Raw genomic sequence first — 19,743 nt, 5'->3', positions numbered from 1 at the left:
ATTTCAGTGGCTTATTCACGCAATCGCACATTCACGAATTCGCTCAATTCCCTACAAAGGTCAGTGCATGGCCGATACCGGCTCCAGCGGCGTTGTCCGCGCGGGCTGCATCCGGTTAAAGGCAAACAGAATGACCAGCAGGCCGGTCAATGGCAGGAGCGAAAAATAAAACGCGGTTTGCCCGCCATATGCATCAAAAACATGGCCCACCAGGATGGATCCCGTGGTGCCCCCCAGGGCTGAAAACACCACAATCAGACCAGACATCGGCCCATGCTGCCGGACCGGCAGGTTACTTAAAATGACCGAGTTGATGGCCGGATAGATCGGGGCGAGAAACAACCCGATCAGCGGAAAAACAAACGCGGCCAGCGGAGCGGTACTCCAGCCGGTAATGGCTGCGCCATCGCTTTGATGAGCCGTTGCCGCCAGTGGCAGTGCCACCAGTACCAGGCCTGCCGCAATAATGAGACACACCGACAGGAGCGTAAACCACGACATCCGGCGCAGGATAATTCCCGCCACAAAACGGCCGAATGCCGTTGACGCCGCCAGAATACTGGCCATCTGAATGCTCAGCGAGGTGGGCAGGTGCAGAATCCGGCTGTTGAACGTAGGCAGCCACGACATAATGCCCTGCTCCAGCAAGACATACACAAAAGCACTCATCACAAACACCATCACCAGCGGCCGCACAGCCAGCTTCAGCATATCCGACAGGTCATCGGTCAGGCTCTTGCCGGCCTCATGGATAACGCCCGACTCGTCGATCGGCGTCGACAGGAGCAGCAGCAACGCCGCCAGCGTAATCCCTGCCAGCAGGTAGTACACGTTCAGCCACGCCCGCGACTCCGGGTGATTGTCATCAATAAACGAACTGAAAAGGAAATAACCCGACAGAACGCCGATCATAAAAAACGACTCCAGAAAGTTCATGAAGCTGACATGGTCTTTCTGGTCGTCGGTAACCAGGCCAATGGTGGCAAATACAGACACCTTGATCAAGGCAAAACTAACGCCGGTGACCGCAAATAAGAGTTTAGTCATCCAGAACGACGGCAGTTGCGGCATGGCCAGACAGGCGATAAAGACTAGTGACAGACTCAGCATCATCGACCGTTTGTAGCCGATCCGGGTGAGAAAAGAGGCTACCAGAAACGAGGCAGTGGCAATGCTGAGGTCTTTGAATGCTTCCAGAATACTGGCTTGCGAGGCGGTAATGCCGTAGTTATTCTGGACTTGCAGGATGACCGTACCGACGCTGTTCAGGAGAATGGCAAAAACAAAATAATTGAGGATAAGCGACAGTTTGATGCGCCAGTTCGACATATAGGTTAAGGAGTTACGTTTGGGGTCGTAAACATAACGCCTCCCCTGATTTTTTCAAATCAGAAAGTGTGTATTTTTGAGACAGAATCAGACCGTAACTTCCTGATAACTTGTCTTTCATGAGTGCCACAGTACTTTCTCCCGCCGAACAGCTCGGGAGCCTGTTTGACGCGGTGCAGATGCGCCGGATTTTCCCCGACTCAAAAACCTTTGCCGACAGTCTGCCGCTTCAGGACCCGGCTGTTATTTACGCTGCTTATTTGCAGGAAAAAGACCTGCCCGGCTTCTGTCTGGAAGCATTTGTGCAGGCACACTTTGCATTACCGCATACACCGCAGACCACCTGGCACAGCGACGCCACCATCCCGACCGAACAACACATTGACAACCTGTGGAATGTCCTGACCCGGCCAGCCGATCAGACCGAAGCCACCGGCTCACTGCTGCCTCTGCCCTACCCCTACGTGGTACCGGGCGGGCGCTTTCGGGAGATTTATTACTGGGACAGCTATTTTACCATGCTAGGCCTGCTGCAATCCGGCAAGCACATGCTTATTGAGAGCATGATCGCCAATTTCGGCAACCTCATTGATCGCTACGGTTTCATCCCGAACGGTAACCGCAGCTATTACCTGAGCCGGTCGCAGCCGCCGTTTTTCTCACTCATGGTCCGGTTACTGAGCCAGTGGGTACCGGATGCCTTCCTGCGCTACCACCACCAGCTCGAACGCGAATATGCTTTCTGGATGAACGGCAACCACCGGCTTACAGCAGCAGCACCGGCCTATCGCCGCGTTGTGCGTATGCCCGACGGCAGCCTCCTGAACCGCTACTACGATGACTCACCAACCCCGCGGCCGGAATCATATCCGGAAGACATTGAACTGGCCCACACCGCCGGGCAGCTCCCCGAAACGATTTATCGCCACATCCGGGCAGCGGCAGAATCCGGCTGGGATTTCAGCAGCCGGTGGTTTACCGACGGGCAGTCGATGGCCACTATCGCGACCACCGACATCCTGCCTGTCGACCTGAACTGCCTGCTCTGGCACCTCGAACAGGCATTGTCTGAAGCCAGTCAACAGGCGGGAGATCTGACAAAGTCGGGATGGTATCAGGAGAAAGCCGCCAGCCGCCGGACAGCCATTCTGGCCTGGTGCTGGGACGAACAGCAGCAGTTTTTCATGGACGTTAACCTGGCGACCGGTCAACCAACACCGGTTTTATCGCTGGCCGGCGTATTCCCGTTATTCTTTGGTTTGGCCTCCGCCGATCAGGCCGGTTTGGTCCACCAGCACATTTTGCAAAACTTTTTACATCCGGGTGGTGTCGTTACTACACTGGCAGCCACGGGGCAGCAATGGGATGCGCCTAATGGCTGGGCTCCGTTGCAATGGCTGACGGTTCAGGCTCTGTCACGGTATGGTTTCCGCCACACAGCCCGCACGATTCAGCGCCGCTGGCTAGCGGTAAACGACCGTGTTTTCCGGGAAACCGGCAAGATGATGGAGAAATACAATGTGGTCGACGAAGGGGTTCATGCAGGCGGCGGCGAGTATCCGACGCAGGACGGATTCGGGTGGAGTAACAGCATTTATCTCGATTTTTTGCGCCATACAATCTTCTAAGCGAAGTTCGTTTTTCTGTAAAATAACAGGAATCCGGCGTTTGTTTATTTTTGTTTATTTTGGCCAAAAGCAGGAAAACCTCCTATTTAGATGGCCGGACCATTGGATAATTCTTAGATCTTAAATTTTGAACATACCAGATTATCAGGTAATTTCGTTTTTCTGAATTGTAAGCCCGTTCGAAACGACGGGCTTTATTGTCAGATTAAACCACAACAAATACCTGACGCTTTGATTAAACAAATAGGACTATCACTGGTCATGGCAATCACGAAATCGGTTGCAATGCCAGCCATGATCAAGGCCGACACTAATCAAGTTTTAGTCGGTCATCATGGATTGAACTCTCCTTCATTGATGAACGTTGACACACTCCATCGAGTGTTTCCGGTGTTCTTTTGTGGTGAAGAAGTACCAGTCGGCCAACCAGGCGTAAGCCGCCGCTGGATGACAACCCTGCAATCCTTTAGTAAGCAGGAGGAATGTTTGTATGACCTGAGAAAACGCTCTGCTGTTTTCTTCCCGATCATTGACCCAATCCTGGAGGAATATGGTATTCCCCGCGATTTCCGCTATCTGCCATTGGCCGAGAGTGAGCTTGTCAATGATTGTGTATCCCCAAAAGGTGCTTCCGGATACTGGCAGCTAATGCCGGGTACTGCACGAGCCCTGGGGCTGAAGGTCTCCCGAAACGTAGATGAACGGTATAATCTGCAGAAAGCAACAGTTGCTGTTTGTAAATATCTGCTTGACCTTCATCGTGAGCTTGGTTCCTGGACCCTGGTAGCTGCCGCCTACAACAGCGGGCTGACCCACGTCCAGAAACGGATCAGCAGCCAACAGCATAAAAACTACTACCGGCTGCGGCTGCACCGTGAAACCAACCAGTATTTATTCCGTGTCCTGGCGTATAAAGAGCTGTTATCCAATCCGAATCAGTATCGGCTGCTCTTATCGCAACGGACCATTAATTTCCTGACTCGTCCGTTGCCACGCTGGCTGGCCGCTGCCACCCTCGACAAGAAATCGAGAGACGAAGCAATGGATGCAGAGAAACGCCAGGAAGCAGACCTGTTTTCGAGCCGCACATGGGGCCCGCGGGTTAACACAGCTTTATGGGGCGAACCATCAGCGGTAGAGCGCTGGCTGGCAAGTGCCTTAGGAGGCGACGACGATGACAGCGATTTAGCGGCATCGAAGTCCAGCCTGCCTATCAAAAAGCTGCTTGGCCTGGTTGTACTTCGTTTCCGCCGGCCACGCTTCCTGCGCTGGCGCCGGGGACTTACCTTACGGCCTGTTCACCAATGGGAATGGGTGTAATGACAAGAGGGGGCTGCCTGGCAGTCCCCTCTTTTTTTATTCTCCCTTGAGTGTTGTCCGGTATGTATCAATGGCGCGTTGCCGGGCCATGGCATGATCGACAATGGGCCTGACATACCCAAGGCTGTTGTACTCGGGTACCCACCGCCGGATGTATTCGCCTTTCGGGTCAAACTTTTTTGCCTGTTCTGTGGGGTTAAACACGCGGAAGTAAGGAGCCGCATCCGTACCGGTTCCGGCTGCCCATTGCCAGCCGCCGTTGTTGGCCGACAAGTCATAATCCCGAAGCTTTTTAGCGAAATATGCCTCGCCCCACCGCCAGTCTATCAACAGGTGTTTACACAAAAAGCTGGCGACGACCATCCGGACACGATTGTGCATCCAGCCGCTTTCGTTTAGTTGCCGCATGCCGGCATCAACCAGCGGATAGCCCGTCTGCCCGTTACACCATTTCTCAAACTCAGCCTCATTATTCCGCCACGGTATGGCATCATATTCCCGGCGGAACGATTCTCGCTCAACGTGCGGGAAGTGGTGCAAGACCTGAAAATAAAAGTCGCGCCAGCACAACTCGTTGAGATAGGTGGCACTGGCAGCCTGTGCCTGTCGGGCCAGTTCCCGGATACTGATAGTTCCGAACCGGAGGTGCAGGCTCAGTTCCGATGTGCCTTTCTGTGCCGGGAAATCGCGGGTTTGCTGGTAGTGTTTCAGTAGACTGTCGCTAACTGTTTTCCCCGGAAATGGCTTTTGGGCAGGTTTAAAATCCATCGCCTCCAGGCCGATCACCGGTTGCTCATCCAGCGGCAGAAAAGCGTCGAAATAACGTTCGGTCGGGTATGATTTCAGATAAAATGTATTGAGTTTGTCCAGCCACTTACGGCTGTAAGGCGTGAAAACGGTGTATGGTGTATTGCTACCCGTCAGAATTTCATCATGATCAAAAATAGCCTGATCCTTGTATGCCTGAAAGGCAATGCCATGTTCGGCCAGTAACCCGCTGACGGCCTGGTCACGCTCTTTTGCATAGACCTCATAATCGCGGTTGGCAAATACTTCCTCCACCGGAAACTCGCTCAACAGCTGCTGCCAGACCAGTATCGGTTCACCGTACCGGACAACCATCGAAGAACCAAGCCGGCGTAACTGTGCATGAAGATCCAGTATTTCAGTGTGAATGTATTCGACACGCTGATCGGCCCGGTCGTCGAGCTGATTCAGAATAAGGCGGTCAAAAATAAAGAGAACGATAACCTTGCGGCCAGATGTAAGTGCATGGTAGAGTGCCGCATTGTCGTGTAAGCGTAAATCCCGGCGAAGCCAGACAACAGATACAGGTTCGGACATAAAAAAAGAGTTTGATCACCCAGCATTGAGGCTGTGGCTCAAACTCTTTAAACCATACCACTATTGTATTGTTTTAGCGATCTGCCTATTTCGCAGAAACGATTTCAATGTCAAAGACGAGCGGTGCATACGGCGGAATTACATAGACTCCGTTGTTCGCACGACCCTGTGAACCATAGCCCAGCGACGACGGGAATATGATCGTTGCCTTCTCCCCTACCCGAAGCTGACCCACACCTTCTTCAAACCCGGAGACAACCTGACGGAGGCCGAGAATCATAGACAATGTTCCGGCATCGAAATCACTTGATCCGCGGAATGTACGGCCGGCATACTTCACCGTTACCGTCTGATTCGTTGCTAATGCAGCTCCTGTCGGATTTTCCAGCGTCTTTATAATCCGAAGACCTGTCGTTGATTTATTTGTCAGCTTATAGCCTTTTTCGACGATATAGTCGTCGATTTGCTGATCTTCGGTGCGGGAGCGGATCAATTGCACATCAAACCGAATCACCGAGTTAGCCGGTACTTTCGAATTACCCTGCGTACCATAGGCCAACGCAGATGGCAGCAGGAGAATAGCCGTTTCTCCCTCGCCCATCAGTGACAACCCTTCTTCCAGGCCCGGCAGTAAAGCACCCAGCCCAAATGGATAAAAGGCCGGTTTCGCTGTGCTGTCAACAACGGTACCGTTCAGCAGCGACAGTTTGTAGGTAAACATCACCTCTTCGCCTAACGACGGTTTCTTGCTGGATGGAACACTTTTTGTGATTACGAAGTATAGCCCTGAGGCGGTCTGTTTGCCATTTAATTTTTGGGTAGTTGCATAGGCGTCGATCTCTTTCAGATCTTCGTCGTATACAGCCTGAGATGAATCTACCTGATTCAGATTACATGCGTTCAGGCCAAGGAGCATGAGCATGCCACTGGCCAGCATTAAAAAGGAACTCTTCATTACGCGCGTTTTTTTACAAAATTACGCATTGATGACCCACAGCGTTGCAAAAAGGTTGGAAAATGCATGGCCAACTACATAAAAATGGCCGGAGCAGTGCTCCGGCCATCGCAATAAGTCTGTTGGTCAGGTATCAGCCTTATTGCTGCAACACCTGATCAATGACATGAATAATACCGTTTGTGGTCAGCCAGTTTGCCCGCTTAATGTTGACTGCTGTTGTATTTTTGGTGCCTTTCAGCGTAGCCGTTCCTGTTGCTGAGGCAGTTACGGTCACCTTACCGCCGCTAAACATAAGCAGCTGACCGGCAGCCAGCTGGCTGGAAAACAGCAGTGAGTTGGTAGTATGATAGGACATCAGCGCCGACAGAGCCGTTGGTGACAGGCTGTTGATTGCAGCTGCGGTCAATCCTGCCGCCGTCATGGCAGCATTATCCGGCAGGAAAACCGTTACGGGTGCGGAGGTACTGCTGCTGAGCAATAAGGTCAATGTCGGATTGACAGTTGATGCACGGTTTATCGCCGCCACTACCAGCGAGAAATTGGCGGGGTCAGCTTTGGCGGCATCAAGCATAGTTGTTGTTGGCGGAACCAGCACCCGGTCGATGACATGCAGAATGCCATTAGCCGACTGCACATCCGGTGTTACCACTTTTGCCCCGTTTATGCTTACTGTCGCTACCGTACCACTTGTTGTTTTTGTAATATAAGCCGACTGTCCGCCTTTGGTTTGCACCGACACATTTGTTCCGCCCGGAATATCAGCAACGGCAACTTTTCCGTTCAGGACATGATAATTGACAATACTTTCGGCCGTAGCCACCGGCAAGGCCGAGATAGCGGCCGCGTCGGCAAAACCCGAGGCCTGGAAGGCTGCGTTATTGGGCAGGAAAACGGTCAGGTTGGTCGCTTTCAGCGCATCGGTCAGGTTAGCGCGGGTCAGTGCCGCCTGAAAAATGCTGTAGTTAGCGTCTTCTTTAACAACATCAGCCGCGGTCTTAGGCTGGGCAGTTCCTCCCCCTCCGGTTTCGCCGTCTTTCTTACAACCAAAAAGAATACCACTAACCAGCACCCCTACGGCAAGGGCTTTTACGAACGGATTACGAGCAATGCGCATAAATAATCGTGTGTTTTTCAACCAGGTGACTATGTGTTATGGGACCAGAACGTGCCCAATATGCAAATCAGCACCAATGATACTGAATAATCAGCAAAACTATTACTAAAACTTAATACTTCTAACGTAGATAGATGCCATTCCCTATTCGGTTAGTCTATTTTTATTCCCCCTACATTTCCGTAAATTTGCCAACTCATTTTCAGCTGGGTACTGACAGATCAACACAATGAAGACTCTTTTAAGGGTGATCAGGCCGGGGATTTATTCTTACGGCATTATCCCTTCACTAAAATAGTCCACGTGTAAGGTCTGAAATTATTGTCCCTGCGTTAAAAAAACTTAAAAGACGGGTTTCTGCATGAAGGAACACATCGACCCGCGCAATCTGCCTAAGCACATTGCCGTTATCATGGACGGAAACGGACGCTGGGCCAAGCGACAGGGTGCAGCACGGGTATTCGGCCACCGTAATGCCATTAAGGCTGTCCGGGAAGTTACAGAAGGGTGCGCTGAACTCGGCGTTCAGTACCTGACCCTGTATGCCTTCTCGACCGAAAACTGGAATCGCCCGAAATTCGAGGTCGACGCGCTGATGCAACTGCTGGTGCATACGATTGGCGGAGAGCTGAAAACACTGATGGATAACAATGTGCGCCTGGCGACCATTGGCCATACAGCCAGCCTCCCCAGGGATTGTCAGCGTGAACTGCAGGAAGCCATCGACGCCACGAAGGGCAATACCGGCCTGACGCTGGTACTGGCTCTGAGTTACAGCGGCCGCTGGGAAATTCTGGAAGCGACCCGGCAGCTTGCGGCTGAGGTAGCAGCCGGAACACTGCAGCCGGACCAGATTACGGAGGAGGTTTTCAGCCGGCACCTGTGCACACGCGACATGCCTGATCCTGAACTGATGATCCGGACGAGCGGCGAGATGCGTATCAGCAACTTTTTGCTGTGGCAACTGGCCTATTCCGAATTTTATATGCCCGACGTGCTTTGGCCCGATTTCCGCCGGGAACACCTCTATGAAGCCATTCTCACCTACCAGGGCCGCGAGCGGCGCTTCGGTAAAACCAGTGAGCAGTTGGTGAAATAACGGTTAAAGACTGGATGACAAAGCTTTTAACATACAATTACATCGTGCTTAACCTCAAAAACTGGCTCAGCGTTAGCGTTTTAGCCATTGGTTTGTTGCCAATAGCCTCTTTTGCCCAGGTCAGGGTAGGTGTCGGTGCCGCGCCGCGGGCAGCTGCCCCTACCCCTACAAACGAACTGACCAACTATGCTGATCCGAAAGATTACGAAATCGGTGGTCTTACCGTAACAGGAACCCGCTTTCTGGATCCTAACTCCCTGGTCTCGCTGTCGGGCCTGAAAGTAGGCGACAAAATCCGGATTCCGGGTGAAGCGCAGGGCTCTGCCATCCGGAAACTGATGGACTCCGGCCTTCTCGAGGAAGTTGAACTGTTTGCGACCAACGTGCAGGATGGTAAAATAGCCCTCAATTTTGCTGTTAAAGAACGGCCTCGTCTGTTCAGGGTTAACTTTGTCGGTATCCGCAAAGGCGAACAGGAATCACTGAAGGATAAGGTGAAACTGAACATTGGTAAAATCATCACGACAACGGTGGTAAAAAACACCCAGATGTCGGTGCGGAAGTTTTTCGTTGAAAAAGGCTTCCTCAATACCAAGGTAAAAATTACAACAATTCCCGATAGCAGCCGCAACAACGCAACCATGCGTGTGCAGATTGACAAAGGGCCTAAAGTCAAAATTCACAACATTCAGTTTGTCGGACGCTCTGAACTCGATGAGTCGAAGGTGCGTCTGAAAATGAAGAGTACCAAACAGATGCGTTTCGGCCGGGTGTTCTCCCCGTCGAAATTCGTTCCGAAAAAATACGAAGAAGACAAGCAGAAACTCATTGAGTACTATAACAAACTGGGCTACCGCGATGCGGTCATCGAAAAAGATTCGGTGATCAACAACGGCAGTAAAACCATTGATCTGGTGCTGAACCTGAACGAAGGCCGCAAGTATTACATCCGTAACATCGACTTCGAAGGCAACTACCTCTATCCGGATACACGTCTGCGTGAGGTGCTGGGTGTACGCAAAGGGGATGTTTATAATACAGAAGAGCTGGAGAAAAAACTGAACGGTAACCCCGGTCAGGATCTGAGTTCATTATATATGGATGATGGTTACCTGTATTACAGCGCTTCGCCCATTGAGCGGACCATCGAGGGGGACTCTATCGACCTTGAAATCCGGATTTTCGAAGGAAAGCAGGCAACGATCAACCGCATTATCCTGAACGGCAACTCGAAAACGAGCGATCACGTGGTCATGCGTCAGATCCGGACGCTGCCAGGTCAGAAGTTCTCAAAAACAAACCTGATCCGGACGCAGCGCGAATTAGCGACGCTGGGTTATTTCGATCCTGAAAAAATCGGTATCCAGCCGATTCCGCAGCCAGACGGTACGGTAGACATTGAATATACAGTTGAAGAAAAGCCATCTGACCAGATTGAGCTTTCCGGCGGCTGGGGTGGCTTCATCGGTTTCGTCGGTACCCTGGGGCTGACCTTCAACAACTTCTCGGCGAAAAACATCGGTAATCTGAGCTCATGGCGGCCACTGCCATCGGGCGACGGTCAGCGGGTATCGCTGCGTTTCCAGGCCAACGGAAAGCAATTCCAGACGTATACCTTGTCTTTTGTGGAACCATGGCTGGGTGGCCGCAAGCCTAATGCGTTATCGGTAAGCATGAGCCATACGGTATACCGGCAGTATGGTCTGGATTTCTATACGCGGGGCGCACGGGGTGCCACCGCCGTTGGTGCCTACGATAACACGGCGATTACGATCGGGTTAGGCCGTCAGCTGAAAAAGCCGGATGACTTCTTTACGCTGAACCACTCCCTGACTTATCAGCGGTATAACCTCAACAATATTGACCTGTTCTATAACGGTTACCGCAACGGCCGGTCGAACAACTTTACGTTCAACACCACGCTGGCCCGGAACAGTGTCGATAACCCGCAGTTCCCGCGTTCGGGCTCTACATTCTCGGTAAGCGGCTCGTTTACGCCACCGTATTCGGTCTTCCGTCCGGCCGATTACAAGCCGTCATCCGAAGACCGGTTCAAGTTTGTAGAATACCACAAATGGATGTTCGACGCAACCTGGTATCAGACCGTCGTCGGGAAGCTGGTCTTAAGTGCCCGCGCCCACATGGGCTTCCTGGGAAGCTATAATAAACGCACCGAAATCGGACCATTCGAACGCTTCGTGTTAGGTGGTTCAGGGCTGGCCGGTCAGGGTGTTTTTGCACTGGCGCAGGACATCATCGGTCTGCGTGGCTATCCGGATCGCCGTGTATATACCGCCGACAACAACCGGACGGTTGATGCCAACCAGGCAAGCCAGGGTGGGGTCGTATATAACAAGTACGTGATGGAATTACGCTATCCGGTTTCACTGAACCCATCGGCAACCATCTTTGTGCTGGGCTTCGTTGAAGGGGGTAACAACTGGGGGAGCTACAAACAGTTTAACCCATTTGATATCAAGCGTTCAGCCGGTGCCGGCGCCCGTATTTTCATGCCGGCCTTTGGTCTGATCGGTATTGACTACGGGTGGGGCTTCGATGCGCTGCCAGGCGTTCAGAAAGCGAATACCGGGCAGTTCCACTTTACCATCGGTCAACAGTTCCGATAAGAAATTAAACAACCATTCGTTTTGTATTATAAGAAGGCAAATGGCCCGTTACGTATTTATCTGACGTATCCAGCTATTTGTCTTCTTATAGTTAAACCACGCATTAAACCTCCTTCCCGATTGGCGATCTAACACATAAAGAAACTAATTCTGGATTGACAATCAATTTGTTACTAAACCACGACCTGCAAAAATTTCAAGATCAAGCGCATGAATAAAGGACTCTTTTTCGTAATTTTGTGTTTCTTTTTGGGCACATACGACACTTTTGCGCAGACACAGAAAATAGGCTATGTGGATACAGAGTTTATTTTCAGTAAAATGCCGGAGTATCAGAAGGCTCTTTCGGAAATCGATAAGTTTGCCGACCGGTGGTCGAAAGATATTCTGGACAAGCAAACCGAGATTGAGAAGCTGCAACGGGCTTATCAGGCAGAAGAAATTCTGCTGACCGATGACATGAAGCGGGAACGCCAGCGTGTCATCGCCGATAAGGAAAGGGAAGCACGCGAATACAACAACAAAGTATTTGGCTACGAGGGAATGCTTTATCAGAAAAAGAAAGAACTGATTAAAGCGCCTATGGAAATCGTTCAGCGGGCTATCGATAAGGTATCCGCCCAGAAACGGATTGATTTTATGTTCGATAAAGCCAGCGACTTTGTTATGTTGTATACCAACCCACGGCACGATTACACCGACTATGTCATGGAAGAGCTGGGGTTAGATGCCGATAGTAAAGCAAACAAAAAGGCTCCGGCAGGAGGCCAGCAGACTCCGGATGGTCCGGCCACGCAAACAACCGCAAAACCAAAATAACGTACAAACAAAGTTCCCGATGAAGAAAAGTCTCGTCATGGCGTTTGTAGCTGCCCTTCTGTTGGGCGGTGTCAGCGCTCAGGCACAAGCCCAAACAGCAGCACCAACGACGTCAGCAGCTGGTCCGTTGAAACTGGGTTATACAAGCATGGATTACCTGTTGCAGCAAGTACCGGAAAGCAAGGATATCCAGAACCAGTTAACAATTCAGCAGCAGCAGGCCGCCAATGAACTGAAGCGCCTGAATACTGAACTTCAGACAAAATTCGAAACGTATCAGAAAGGTGCGGCTCAGATGTCTGACGTAATCCGCGCTGATCGTGAAAAAGAACTGCAAGGTTTGCAGACACGGATTCAGGAGTTTGAGCAAAATGCTCAGCAGCAGCTGCAGGCCAAATACCAGCAGCTGGTAAACCCGGTTATCCAGAAAATCCAGAAGAATATTGATGCAGTAGCTAAAGAAAACGGCTACACATACGTCTTCAACCTGGACGCGGGTGCGGGTACAGCTGTCGTGTTGTTGTATGCTCCGGAAGATAACAATATCACTGAACTGGTGCTGAAGAAAATGGGGGTAACCCCTCAGCCAGCTCCTGCGGCAACCGGTACCGGTGCGGCTACGCCTCCGGCAAAAACGCCGGCTCCGGCCCCTAAGAAAAACTAATTTACTGGCTAGTCCCTTTTGCCGGGATTTCAGTAAACAACATACAGTCTTTCTGTTAAGCCATTCATCATAAGATGAATGGCTTTTTACTTGCTATTATATGCTTGAAAAATACAATAAAACTGACCAGTAAGAACGTTTTGACTAAGAAAAGTATCATCGGCAATAATCTTCGTTGTATTTTTGCGTTTCCGTAAACGAACCCCCTCTGATAGTTTCTAATGATAATTCCATTAAAACCTATAATCGGATTGGTGCTGGCACTGCTTGTGTCGTTCACCGGTTTCGCCCAGGATAATAAACCACTACGTATTGTTCTTCCGCAACAGCCCGACTGGAATGTTGTGCAGGAAGGACAAACACTGCGCTTTTCGCTTAAGGCCGTTGGCACAAATGCCGACTCGGTTTCGTTCCGGCTGGCCCAAGGACAACTGGATGGCATGTTGCTCGACTCGGCCGGCAACTTTACATGGAAACCAGGCTACGACATTGCCGACCGGATTCAGACCGTAAAAACCATTCCGCTCCTTCTCGAAGTACACAACCAGTTTGGCGAGTCGGCCACTCAAAGTATTGACCTGAAAGTCCGCCACGTAAACCGTCCGCCGGTTATTGGTGAGCTACCGCCGTTTTACGTACGTTACCGTACGCAGAACGTCTATAAAATGGATCCTTCGGCCGTTAAGGATGAAGACAATGATCCGATTGTTTTTATCCCGATCAGCGATCAGATGCCGGAAGGCAGTAAGCTGAGCTCGCAGGGCGAGATGACCTGGACTCTGTCGCTGAATCAGTTTAATAAACTCAAAAGCGAGAAGTTTATTTACATCGAGTTCTGGGTAGAAGATCAACCGGCAAAAAGCCGGACCAAAGGCCGCCTGAAAGTAGAAGTAACGCAGATGGATCTGCCACCTGACATTACGGTTGTTCCTAAAGAGCAGCGCTACAAGGTGAAAGAGAACGCATCGGTAAACCTGAAATTCTACCTCTCTGACCCGAACGGCGACGACGATATTGCCGCCTTTGATTTCCTGGCCGACAACCAGAATGTCCCGAAAAGCGCGCTGGTCAAGAATACCGACAACCAGTATGAGTTTATCTGGACGCCGGGCTACGAATTTGTTAAAGATCCGTTTGATACACTGCAGGTGCAGATTACGTTCTATGCCCTCGATAAGGCCCAGAACCGCGATGAGCGCAAGATCACCTTCACGGTACAGAATGCGATCAATGAAGAGGCCAAAGACCGCGCCTTGTATACCCAATACCGGCAGGTGCTGGTCAGTGCCTGGAACCTGGTGGAGCAGCTTGGTGAAAAGGAAGAAGAATTAAAGCGCAGCTATCGCAAGGCGAAAAAAGGCAAGCGGAACCGCTCCGTAGCCAACGCTTCGCTCGGGGCGGTCGGCGGGATCACCCCGGCGATTATTGCTAACAACAAAAGCCAGACCGTTCAGACAAACATGCGTTACGTATCGGCAGTCGGCGGAACAGCCGTGTTGACCATGGGGACGCTCGAAGCAACGGAAGTAATCGGGAAATCGATGAAAGATCTGCTTGACCGGTATAACTATGTGCTCGGCAAGAAAACCGAAATCCAGAACAAAGGCGATGTTTTTGCCCGTGAATTTGCGCTGAAGGCTTCGCGCCGTGGCAATGACTTCGTGAAGCGGCTCGACGATTTCCGTGCCACCATGAGCCTTAGTGGTCTGGTAGCGCTTGAGCTCGACGCCAACTGGCAGAACAAAAAAGAAGCTACCGACAAAGCCATCAAGCGTACGTTCAAAGACTTTACGCCACTGGAAGAAATCCAGTAAGCTTATAAACCAAAGCGCCCGTTTTCCATGAGAAAACGGGCGCTTTGGTTTATAAGCTTACTGGGTCAGAAGCGTTTTAAGGCCGCCGGAACCCGCTATTTTTCTTCTTTTTGCTCAGGAGCAGAAACGGCTGCATCATCGGCCGTTGCATCCGGCGACGCAATGACATCCGACTGCCCGTCCGCCATCGTCACAGGCGTTTCTTCAGCGGCTACCGGTTGTTGATCCTCCACGTCGGTTACCGGTTGTGGTTCTTCGGTAAGCGCTTCAGTTGGTACAACAGCGGCTTCGTTGGCATCCGGCAACACGTCATTGGGCAGGTGCGTTTCCTCTTCGGCCGGATGCTCACCGAAGTAACGGCGCTGGAAGAACAGGATAAAACAGACACCGATAAAGATACAGGCATCCGCAATGTTAAAGATCGGGGTCGAATAATACTGACCGCCCCAGACCGGTACCCACTCCGGAATAAATCCTTCCCAGACATCGATAAAGATCATATCGATTACCTGCCCGTGGAACCACGGTGTCGGGGCGTCATACGGCGCATTACCCAATAAAACACCGTAGAACGTACTGTCAATAACGTTACCAACCGCACCCGCCAGAATCATTGCCATCGCCCATAACAAGCCGTCGGGCGCACCACGCTGTGCCAGATATACCAGATACCAGCCAATGCCCGCCATGGCAAATAACCGGAATACACTCAGGATCAGTTTACCATAAGTGTGGCTAAGCTGCATGCCAAAAGCCATGCCCGGATTCAGGACATAATGCAGTTTAAACCAGTCACCGACCAGTTTGATCTGTCCGGCAAAACCGGGAGCCATGAAATGATGCACGGCCATTTTAACAGCCTGATCAACGGCAATGAGTGCAATGGCAAAAAGAAAATACTTAAGGGGGCTTTTCTGGATCATATGTGTACCTGGCAGCTTGCTGCGGCGATGTGCCGGCGTCACTGCACTATCAAAAAAAAGCAGCCGCTTTCGCGGCTGGCACAGCGCGTTTGCTGCGCATTAAAAACTATACCCGGCAACCTTTCCGGCGGAAAAGCTCTTTTTTAACAAGTGTATACTCCCGGCTGCTCTGCCCGGCAATGGATTTATTTTCCTCCGCACGACGGAATAAATAAGGCATCACCGCTTCTACCGGTCCATAGGGCACATATTTCGCCACATTATAACCGGCATTCGCCAGATTGAACGAGATATTATCACTCATGCCCAGGAGCTGCGCGAAACAGATGTGCTGATCATTACCGGCAATACCCATGTCTTTCATTTTCTGGATGGTATACTGACAACTATACTCGTTGTGTGTACCCAGACAGATAGAAATAACATCCCGGTTTTCCAGGGCAAAGTCAATCGCACGGTTATAATCGCGGTCGGTATCCTGCTTGGTAGCATGAATCGGATCCTGATACTCACCTTCGTGTGCCCGGATACGCTCTTTTTCCAGATAGGCACCGCGCACCAGTTTTGCACCCAATGCATAGCCCCGTGAGCGGGCGTTTTGCGTTGCCTTTACAAACTTGTCATACATTTCCCAGCGATACATCTGGAACGTATTAAAGACGATCGGATGCTCGTGGTTATACCGGTCCATCATCTCATACGCCAGCATATCGATGGTATCCTGAATCCAGCTTTCTTCGGCATCGACGAAAATCTTAACGTTCTTCTCATAAGCACGGCGGCAGAGCGCATCTACCCGCTGGCGTACCCGCTCAAACGCCGCTTTCTGCTCCTCGGTTAAAGGATCACCACACTGCACCGCTTCGAGCAATTCCGTTGAGGCTACGCCGGTTACCTTAAAAACAGAGAAGGGAATATCAGCCGAATCATGTGCCCGTTCGATAGTGCGGATGATTTCCAGCACGGTTTCATCGAAACTTTTCTCGTTGTCCTCCCCTTCTACCGAATAATCAAGAATGGTTCCGACATGGGCATTGTGCAACGTTTGAATCGTTTTTTCGCAGTCGCGGATGGTTTCCCCGCCGCAGAACTGTTCGAAAATCGTAGTCTTGATGATTTTTTTGATGGGTAACTGCAATTTCAGGGCGATTTTTATAAAAAAAGTCCCTACTTTTACAAGCCATCCCTTATTCATCAACGCAAAGAGCCAGTACGTTTTCTTTAATTTAAAGTCGGACTGGGACAAAAAAGCAATTGAAGTGTCCTCAAATGAGACAGGACTAGCCTCACCCGGTTTCGGGTCAGCCAGTCTTTGGACAGTCGTTAGCATTGAATTACTGCGGTTCGACATACGTTTGTGCCGCTGAAGGAGCGATTAGCAATGAATAATACAGCGGTTTTTTAAACAGCTCCGAAAGTTAAACGAAATTTCGGTATATTCGGTTAATCAACCTAAACGCTACTACTTCAACAGACTAATAATCGTACAATACAAATGATGAAATCAACTTGAAACACAGTGGTTTCGCTTGCAAATATACCAAAAATTTAAATTGAAAGTTCCTAGTTAAGGTAGTTGAGTACATAACTTGTTTTTATCTGTCATGAAGCCAGATTTAGCCGTTGAGCCGTTAGCATCGTGGATCAAGACCGACGGCAAACCTCTAATTATTGCAGGTCCCTGTAGCGCAGAGACCGAAGAACAACTTTGTGAAACCGCACGCCAGTTGGCGCAACAAAACGCGGTTCATGTCATTCGGGCTGGTGTATGGAAACCCCGTACGCGTCCAGGCAGTTTTGAAGGCATGGGCGAAGCGGCATTGCCGTGGATTCAGCGCGCCAAAGCAGAAACGGGCTTACCGTTTGCTGTGGAAGTTGCAACCCCTGAGCACATTGAATTAGCCCTGAAATATGGCGTAGATATTCTCTGGATCGGTGCACGTACGACGGTTAACCCGTTTAACGTACAGGAAATTGCTGACGCCCTCCGTGGTGTTGACGTTCCGGTATTGATTAAAAACCCGGTTAACCCGGATCTGGCTCTTTGGGTAGGTGCGTTTGAACGTATCGCCGGAGCTGGCATCACAAAACTCGGCGCCATTCACCGTGGTTTCTCAACCGGCGAATCAAGCAAGTACCGCAACATTCCGATGTGGCAGCTGGCTATCGAACTTAAGTCGATCTTCCCGCAATTGCCAATGATCGGTGACCCAAGCCACATGGCCGGCAAACGTGCTTATCTGTACGAACTGGCGCAAATGGCCATGGACCTGAACTACGACGGTCTGATCGTGGAATCGCATATCGACCCGGATAAAGCATGGAGTGATGCTGCTCAGCAGCTGACCCCTGCCGCTTTCGGCGAAATGCTCGACCACCTGCACATCCGTACGGTACAGTCAGAAAACCTTGAATTTAAAGGCGCTCTGGAGCAACTCCGTCAGAAAATTGACAATACTGACCGTCAACTGGTTGAAATGCTGGCAGCCCGTATGGCACTGGTCGAAAAACTGGCTGAATACAAACGCGACAACAATGTGACCCTGTTCCAGCCTGACCGCTGGAAAGAGATTCTGAAAACCCGCACCGAACAGGCGAAAAAATTTGGTCTGTATCCGGAACTGGTTGAAGAAATCTATAAGATCATTCACATGGAGTCGATCCGTAAGCAAACTGAGGTAATGAACAGCGCTGAAGCGTAAATCAATACCTGTTCAATAAAAGCAATGGCACAGCTGTATCAGTTGTGCCATTGCTTTTATTATACCTTTTCGTAAGTAGCTGACAGGTTGAGCAGAAACTACCGTATCAGGAAACAAACCCTTACCAAAAAGCCGGACACAAAACCGGATGCTGCTGTGACGGCCTCTGTAGAGTAATCGCCGTATGCCGATCGGAAAGGCTACTTGTTTTATCAGCCGGTTCTATGTTGCCAACCCGTTGTTACACCTTGACCCGGTCAGTCAGGCAAACCAGTATATCGTCCCGACAACGGTGGCGATGCCCATACGGACGCACCCGGGCTATGACCAGATCCGGGACATTAGGCCTTTACCACCATAAAACCGGTAATTTCCGGAAAGCAGCCGCCTATAAGAACTCGCTGCCGGCGACCATATCCTTAGACCTTAGCTTACCGGTATGGTGCCGTCCGCCCATCCGGCCGGCGTAGCTCTCCGGACGGATGGCAGCTGTTTATTTCAGCACAATCCGGGCCAACGACTGGTTATAGGCGGCAAAACACCCGATCCCCCCACCGGCTATGTTAGTAGGCAACAACACAGGTTCGGCAAACGGATTACCATTTGCATCACTGAATTGCTGCAAAGCACTGTGGTAATCATAGTACATTTTGTCTACAGTAAGAAGCCGCAGTGTCAGAATGTTTCCCGGCAGCCGGGAAACCGCTCCTCCTGTTCCGTTTACCGTATATGGCTGGTAATAACCCGATGACGAGGTAAGTGTTTGTCCATCCCGGTTTGCATCAGTCAACAAATAGCGAAAGTTTTCATTCCTGAAGGCCAGGTCAATCGTAGCCGTATAGGTACCGGTCGGTTGTGTGAGCGAATAAACCTGATCCCCTTTGATGCGATAGTAATTCGGTTGCCCTGCGGGATCAGTCCATTTGATGCTCAAGGAAGCGGTCTGAGTAGTGGTTGTCTGTGCCGAATCAAAAACAACCTGTTGTATCGGTACGGCGGCAGGGACGCTAGCCGATGCCGCCAATGTTTGTCCGGAAGGCATCGTGACCCTGAGGGTGTAGGTTTTACCGGCTTCAATCGGGAAGTTCCGGGCCTGCGCGATATAGATACCCTGCGAATTATCCAGGTAACGTAAGGCAACAAACCGGTTATTTTCGGAAATCGTAACAACGGCATTTGTAACGTTAGAAACCGATGATGCCGTTCCGATCACGACATCTGTCAACTGAATACTTACGGCAAGGAGGCTATCCTGTGGTGAAATAAAGCCAACGACGACCGGCTTTTGTACCGACTGAGGCACTTTGGCATCCGGCACATTGGTGACCATACTACCACAGCTTATCAAGACCAATCCGGTAAGCAGGCTACAGCATACACCGATAAGACGAAAAAAGAGCAT

General features: G+C 50.8%; 16 protein-coding genes. 9 read left to right on the top strand and 7 right to left on the bottom strand.

The features are described 5' to 3' along the window. Positions 1-60 precede the first annotated feature (60 nt). Positions 61-1,329, bottom strand: coding sequence for an MFS transporter (locus tag BLX24_RS05050; RefSeq protein ID WP_071501999.1), 1,269 nt, complete (start codon positions 1,327-1,329; stop codon positions 61-63). A gap of 119 nt (positions 1,330-1,448) precedes the next feature. Here BLX24_RS05050 and treF point away from each other — a divergent pair, with 119 nt between their 5' ends. Beyond that, a complete protein-coding gene (gene treF, locus BLX24_RS05045) occupies positions 1,449-2,957 on the top strand; it encodes an alpha,alpha-trehalase TreF (RefSeq protein WP_071501998.1) in 1,509 nt (502 codons plus the stop codon). A 357-nt stretch (positions 2,958-3,314) separates the two neighbouring features. Then, positions 3,315-4,277, top strand: coding sequence for a lytic transglycosylase domain-containing protein (locus BLX24_RS05040; RefSeq protein WP_229201704.1), 963 nt, complete (start codon positions 3,315-3,317; stop codon positions 4,275-4,277). Between the two features lie 36 nt (positions 4,278-4,313). Here the strand turns inward: BLX24_RS05040 and BLX24_RS05035 are convergent, their stop codons facing one another. The 3 genes from BLX24_RS05035 to BLX24_RS05025 form a co-directional block, all read right to left on the bottom strand. Continuing rightward, a complete protein-coding gene (locus tag BLX24_RS05035; RefSeq protein WP_071501996.1) occupies positions 4,314-5,621 on the bottom strand; it encodes a cryptochrome/photolyase family protein in 1,308 nt (435 codons plus the stop codon). Positions 5,622-5,706: 85 nt separating this feature from the next. Then, the gene (locus tag BLX24_RS05030; RefSeq protein WP_071501995.1) at positions 5,707-6,576 is read right to left on the bottom strand and encodes an FKBP-type peptidyl-prolyl cis-trans isomerase; all 870 of its coding nucleotides are present in this window, start codon (positions 6,574-6,576) and stop codon (positions 5,707-5,709) included. Positions 6,577-6,715: 139 nt separating this feature from the next. Beyond that, positions 6,716-7,693 carry a fasciclin domain-containing protein gene (locus BLX24_RS05025; RefSeq protein WP_071501994.1) on the bottom strand — a complete coding sequence of 326 codons (978 nt, stop codon included), beginning with the start codon at positions 7,691-7,693 and terminating at the stop codon, positions 6,716-6,718. Between the two features lie 361 nt (positions 7,694-8,054). Here BLX24_RS05025 and uppS point away from each other — a divergent pair, with 361 nt between their 5' ends. The 5 genes from uppS to BLX24_RS05000 all read left to right on the top strand — a co-directional run bounded on the left by uppS (position 8,055) and on the right by BLX24_RS05000 (position 14,716). After that, positions 8,055-8,792, top strand: a complete 738-nt coding sequence (gene uppS, locus BLX24_RS05020) for an undecaprenyl pyrophosphate synthase (RefSeq protein WP_071501993.1) — start codon at positions 8,055-8,057, stop codon at positions 8,790-8,792. A gap of 14 nt (positions 8,793-8,806) precedes the next feature. Then, positions 8,807-11,419 carry an outer membrane protein assembly factor BamA gene (gene bamA, locus BLX24_RS05015; RefSeq protein ID WP_071501992.1) on the top strand — a complete coding sequence of 871 codons (2,613 nt, stop codon included), beginning with the start codon at positions 8,807-8,809 and terminating at the stop codon, positions 11,417-11,419. 210 nt (positions 11,420-11,629) lie between these two features. Continuing rightward, entirely contained in the window at positions 11,630-12,238 is a 609-nt protein-coding gene (locus BLX24_RS05010) for an OmpH/Skp family outer membrane protein (RefSeq protein WP_071501991.1), read from the top strand. A 19-nt stretch (positions 12,239-12,257) separates the two neighbouring features. Then, positions 12,258-12,902, top strand: a complete 645-nt coding sequence (locus tag BLX24_RS05005; RefSeq protein WP_071501990.1) for an OmpH/Skp family outer membrane protein — start codon at positions 12,258-12,260, stop codon at positions 12,900-12,902. Between the two features lie 221 nt (positions 12,903-13,123). Next, complete coding sequence (locus BLX24_RS05000) at positions 13,124-14,716, top strand: hypothetical protein (protein WP_071501989.1); 1,593 nt, start codon at positions 13,124-13,126, stop codon at positions 14,714-14,716. A gap of 95 nt (positions 14,717-14,811) precedes the next feature. Here BLX24_RS05000 and BLX24_RS04995 read toward each other — a convergent pair whose 3' ends face one another. Together BLX24_RS04995 and BLX24_RS04990 are read right to left on the bottom strand one after the other, a co-directional pair. Continuing rightward, the gene (locus tag BLX24_RS04995) at positions 14,812-15,639 is read right to left on the bottom strand and encodes a lipoprotein signal peptidase (RefSeq protein ID WP_083421809.1); all 828 of its coding nucleotides are present in this window, start codon (positions 15,637-15,639) and stop codon (positions 14,812-14,814) included. Between the two features lie 106 nt (positions 15,640-15,745). After that, positions 15,746-16,969: a proline dehydrogenase family protein gene (locus BLX24_RS04990; protein ID WP_071502314.1), complete on the bottom strand. Its 1,224-nt coding sequence runs from the start codon at positions 16,967-16,969 to the stop codon at positions 15,746-15,748. A 274-nt stretch (positions 16,970-17,243) separates the two neighbouring features. On the opposite strand from BLX24_RS04990, the gene BLX24_RS04985 reads away from it, so the two are divergent. Further along, positions 17,244-18,341 (top strand): chorismate mutase, encoded by a 1,098-nt coding sequence (locus BLX24_RS04985; RefSeq protein ID WP_071501988.1) that lies wholly within the window; start codon positions 17,244-17,246, stop codon positions 18,339-18,341. 184 nt (positions 18,342-18,525) lie between these two features. Then, the gene (locus BLX24_RS33385) at positions 18,526-18,702 is read left to right on the top strand and encodes a hypothetical protein (RefSeq protein ID WP_218160680.1); all 177 of its coding nucleotides are present in this window, start codon (positions 18,526-18,528) and stop codon (positions 18,700-18,702) included. Between the two features lie 132 nt (positions 18,703-18,834). Here the strand turns inward: BLX24_RS33385 and BLX24_RS04980 are convergent, their stop codons facing one another. Further along, complete coding sequence (locus tag BLX24_RS04980; protein ID WP_083421807.1) at positions 18,835-19,743, bottom strand: DUF4249 domain-containing protein; 909 nt, start codon at positions 19,741-19,743, stop codon at positions 18,835-18,837.

It is taken from the genome of Arsenicibacter rosenii (assembly GCF_001870735.1).
GTDB lineage: Bacteria > Bacteroidota > Bacteroidia > Cytophagales > Spirosomataceae > Arsenicibacter > Arsenicibacter rosenii.
This window is presented reverse-complemented; position numbering and strand designations above follow the sequence as displayed.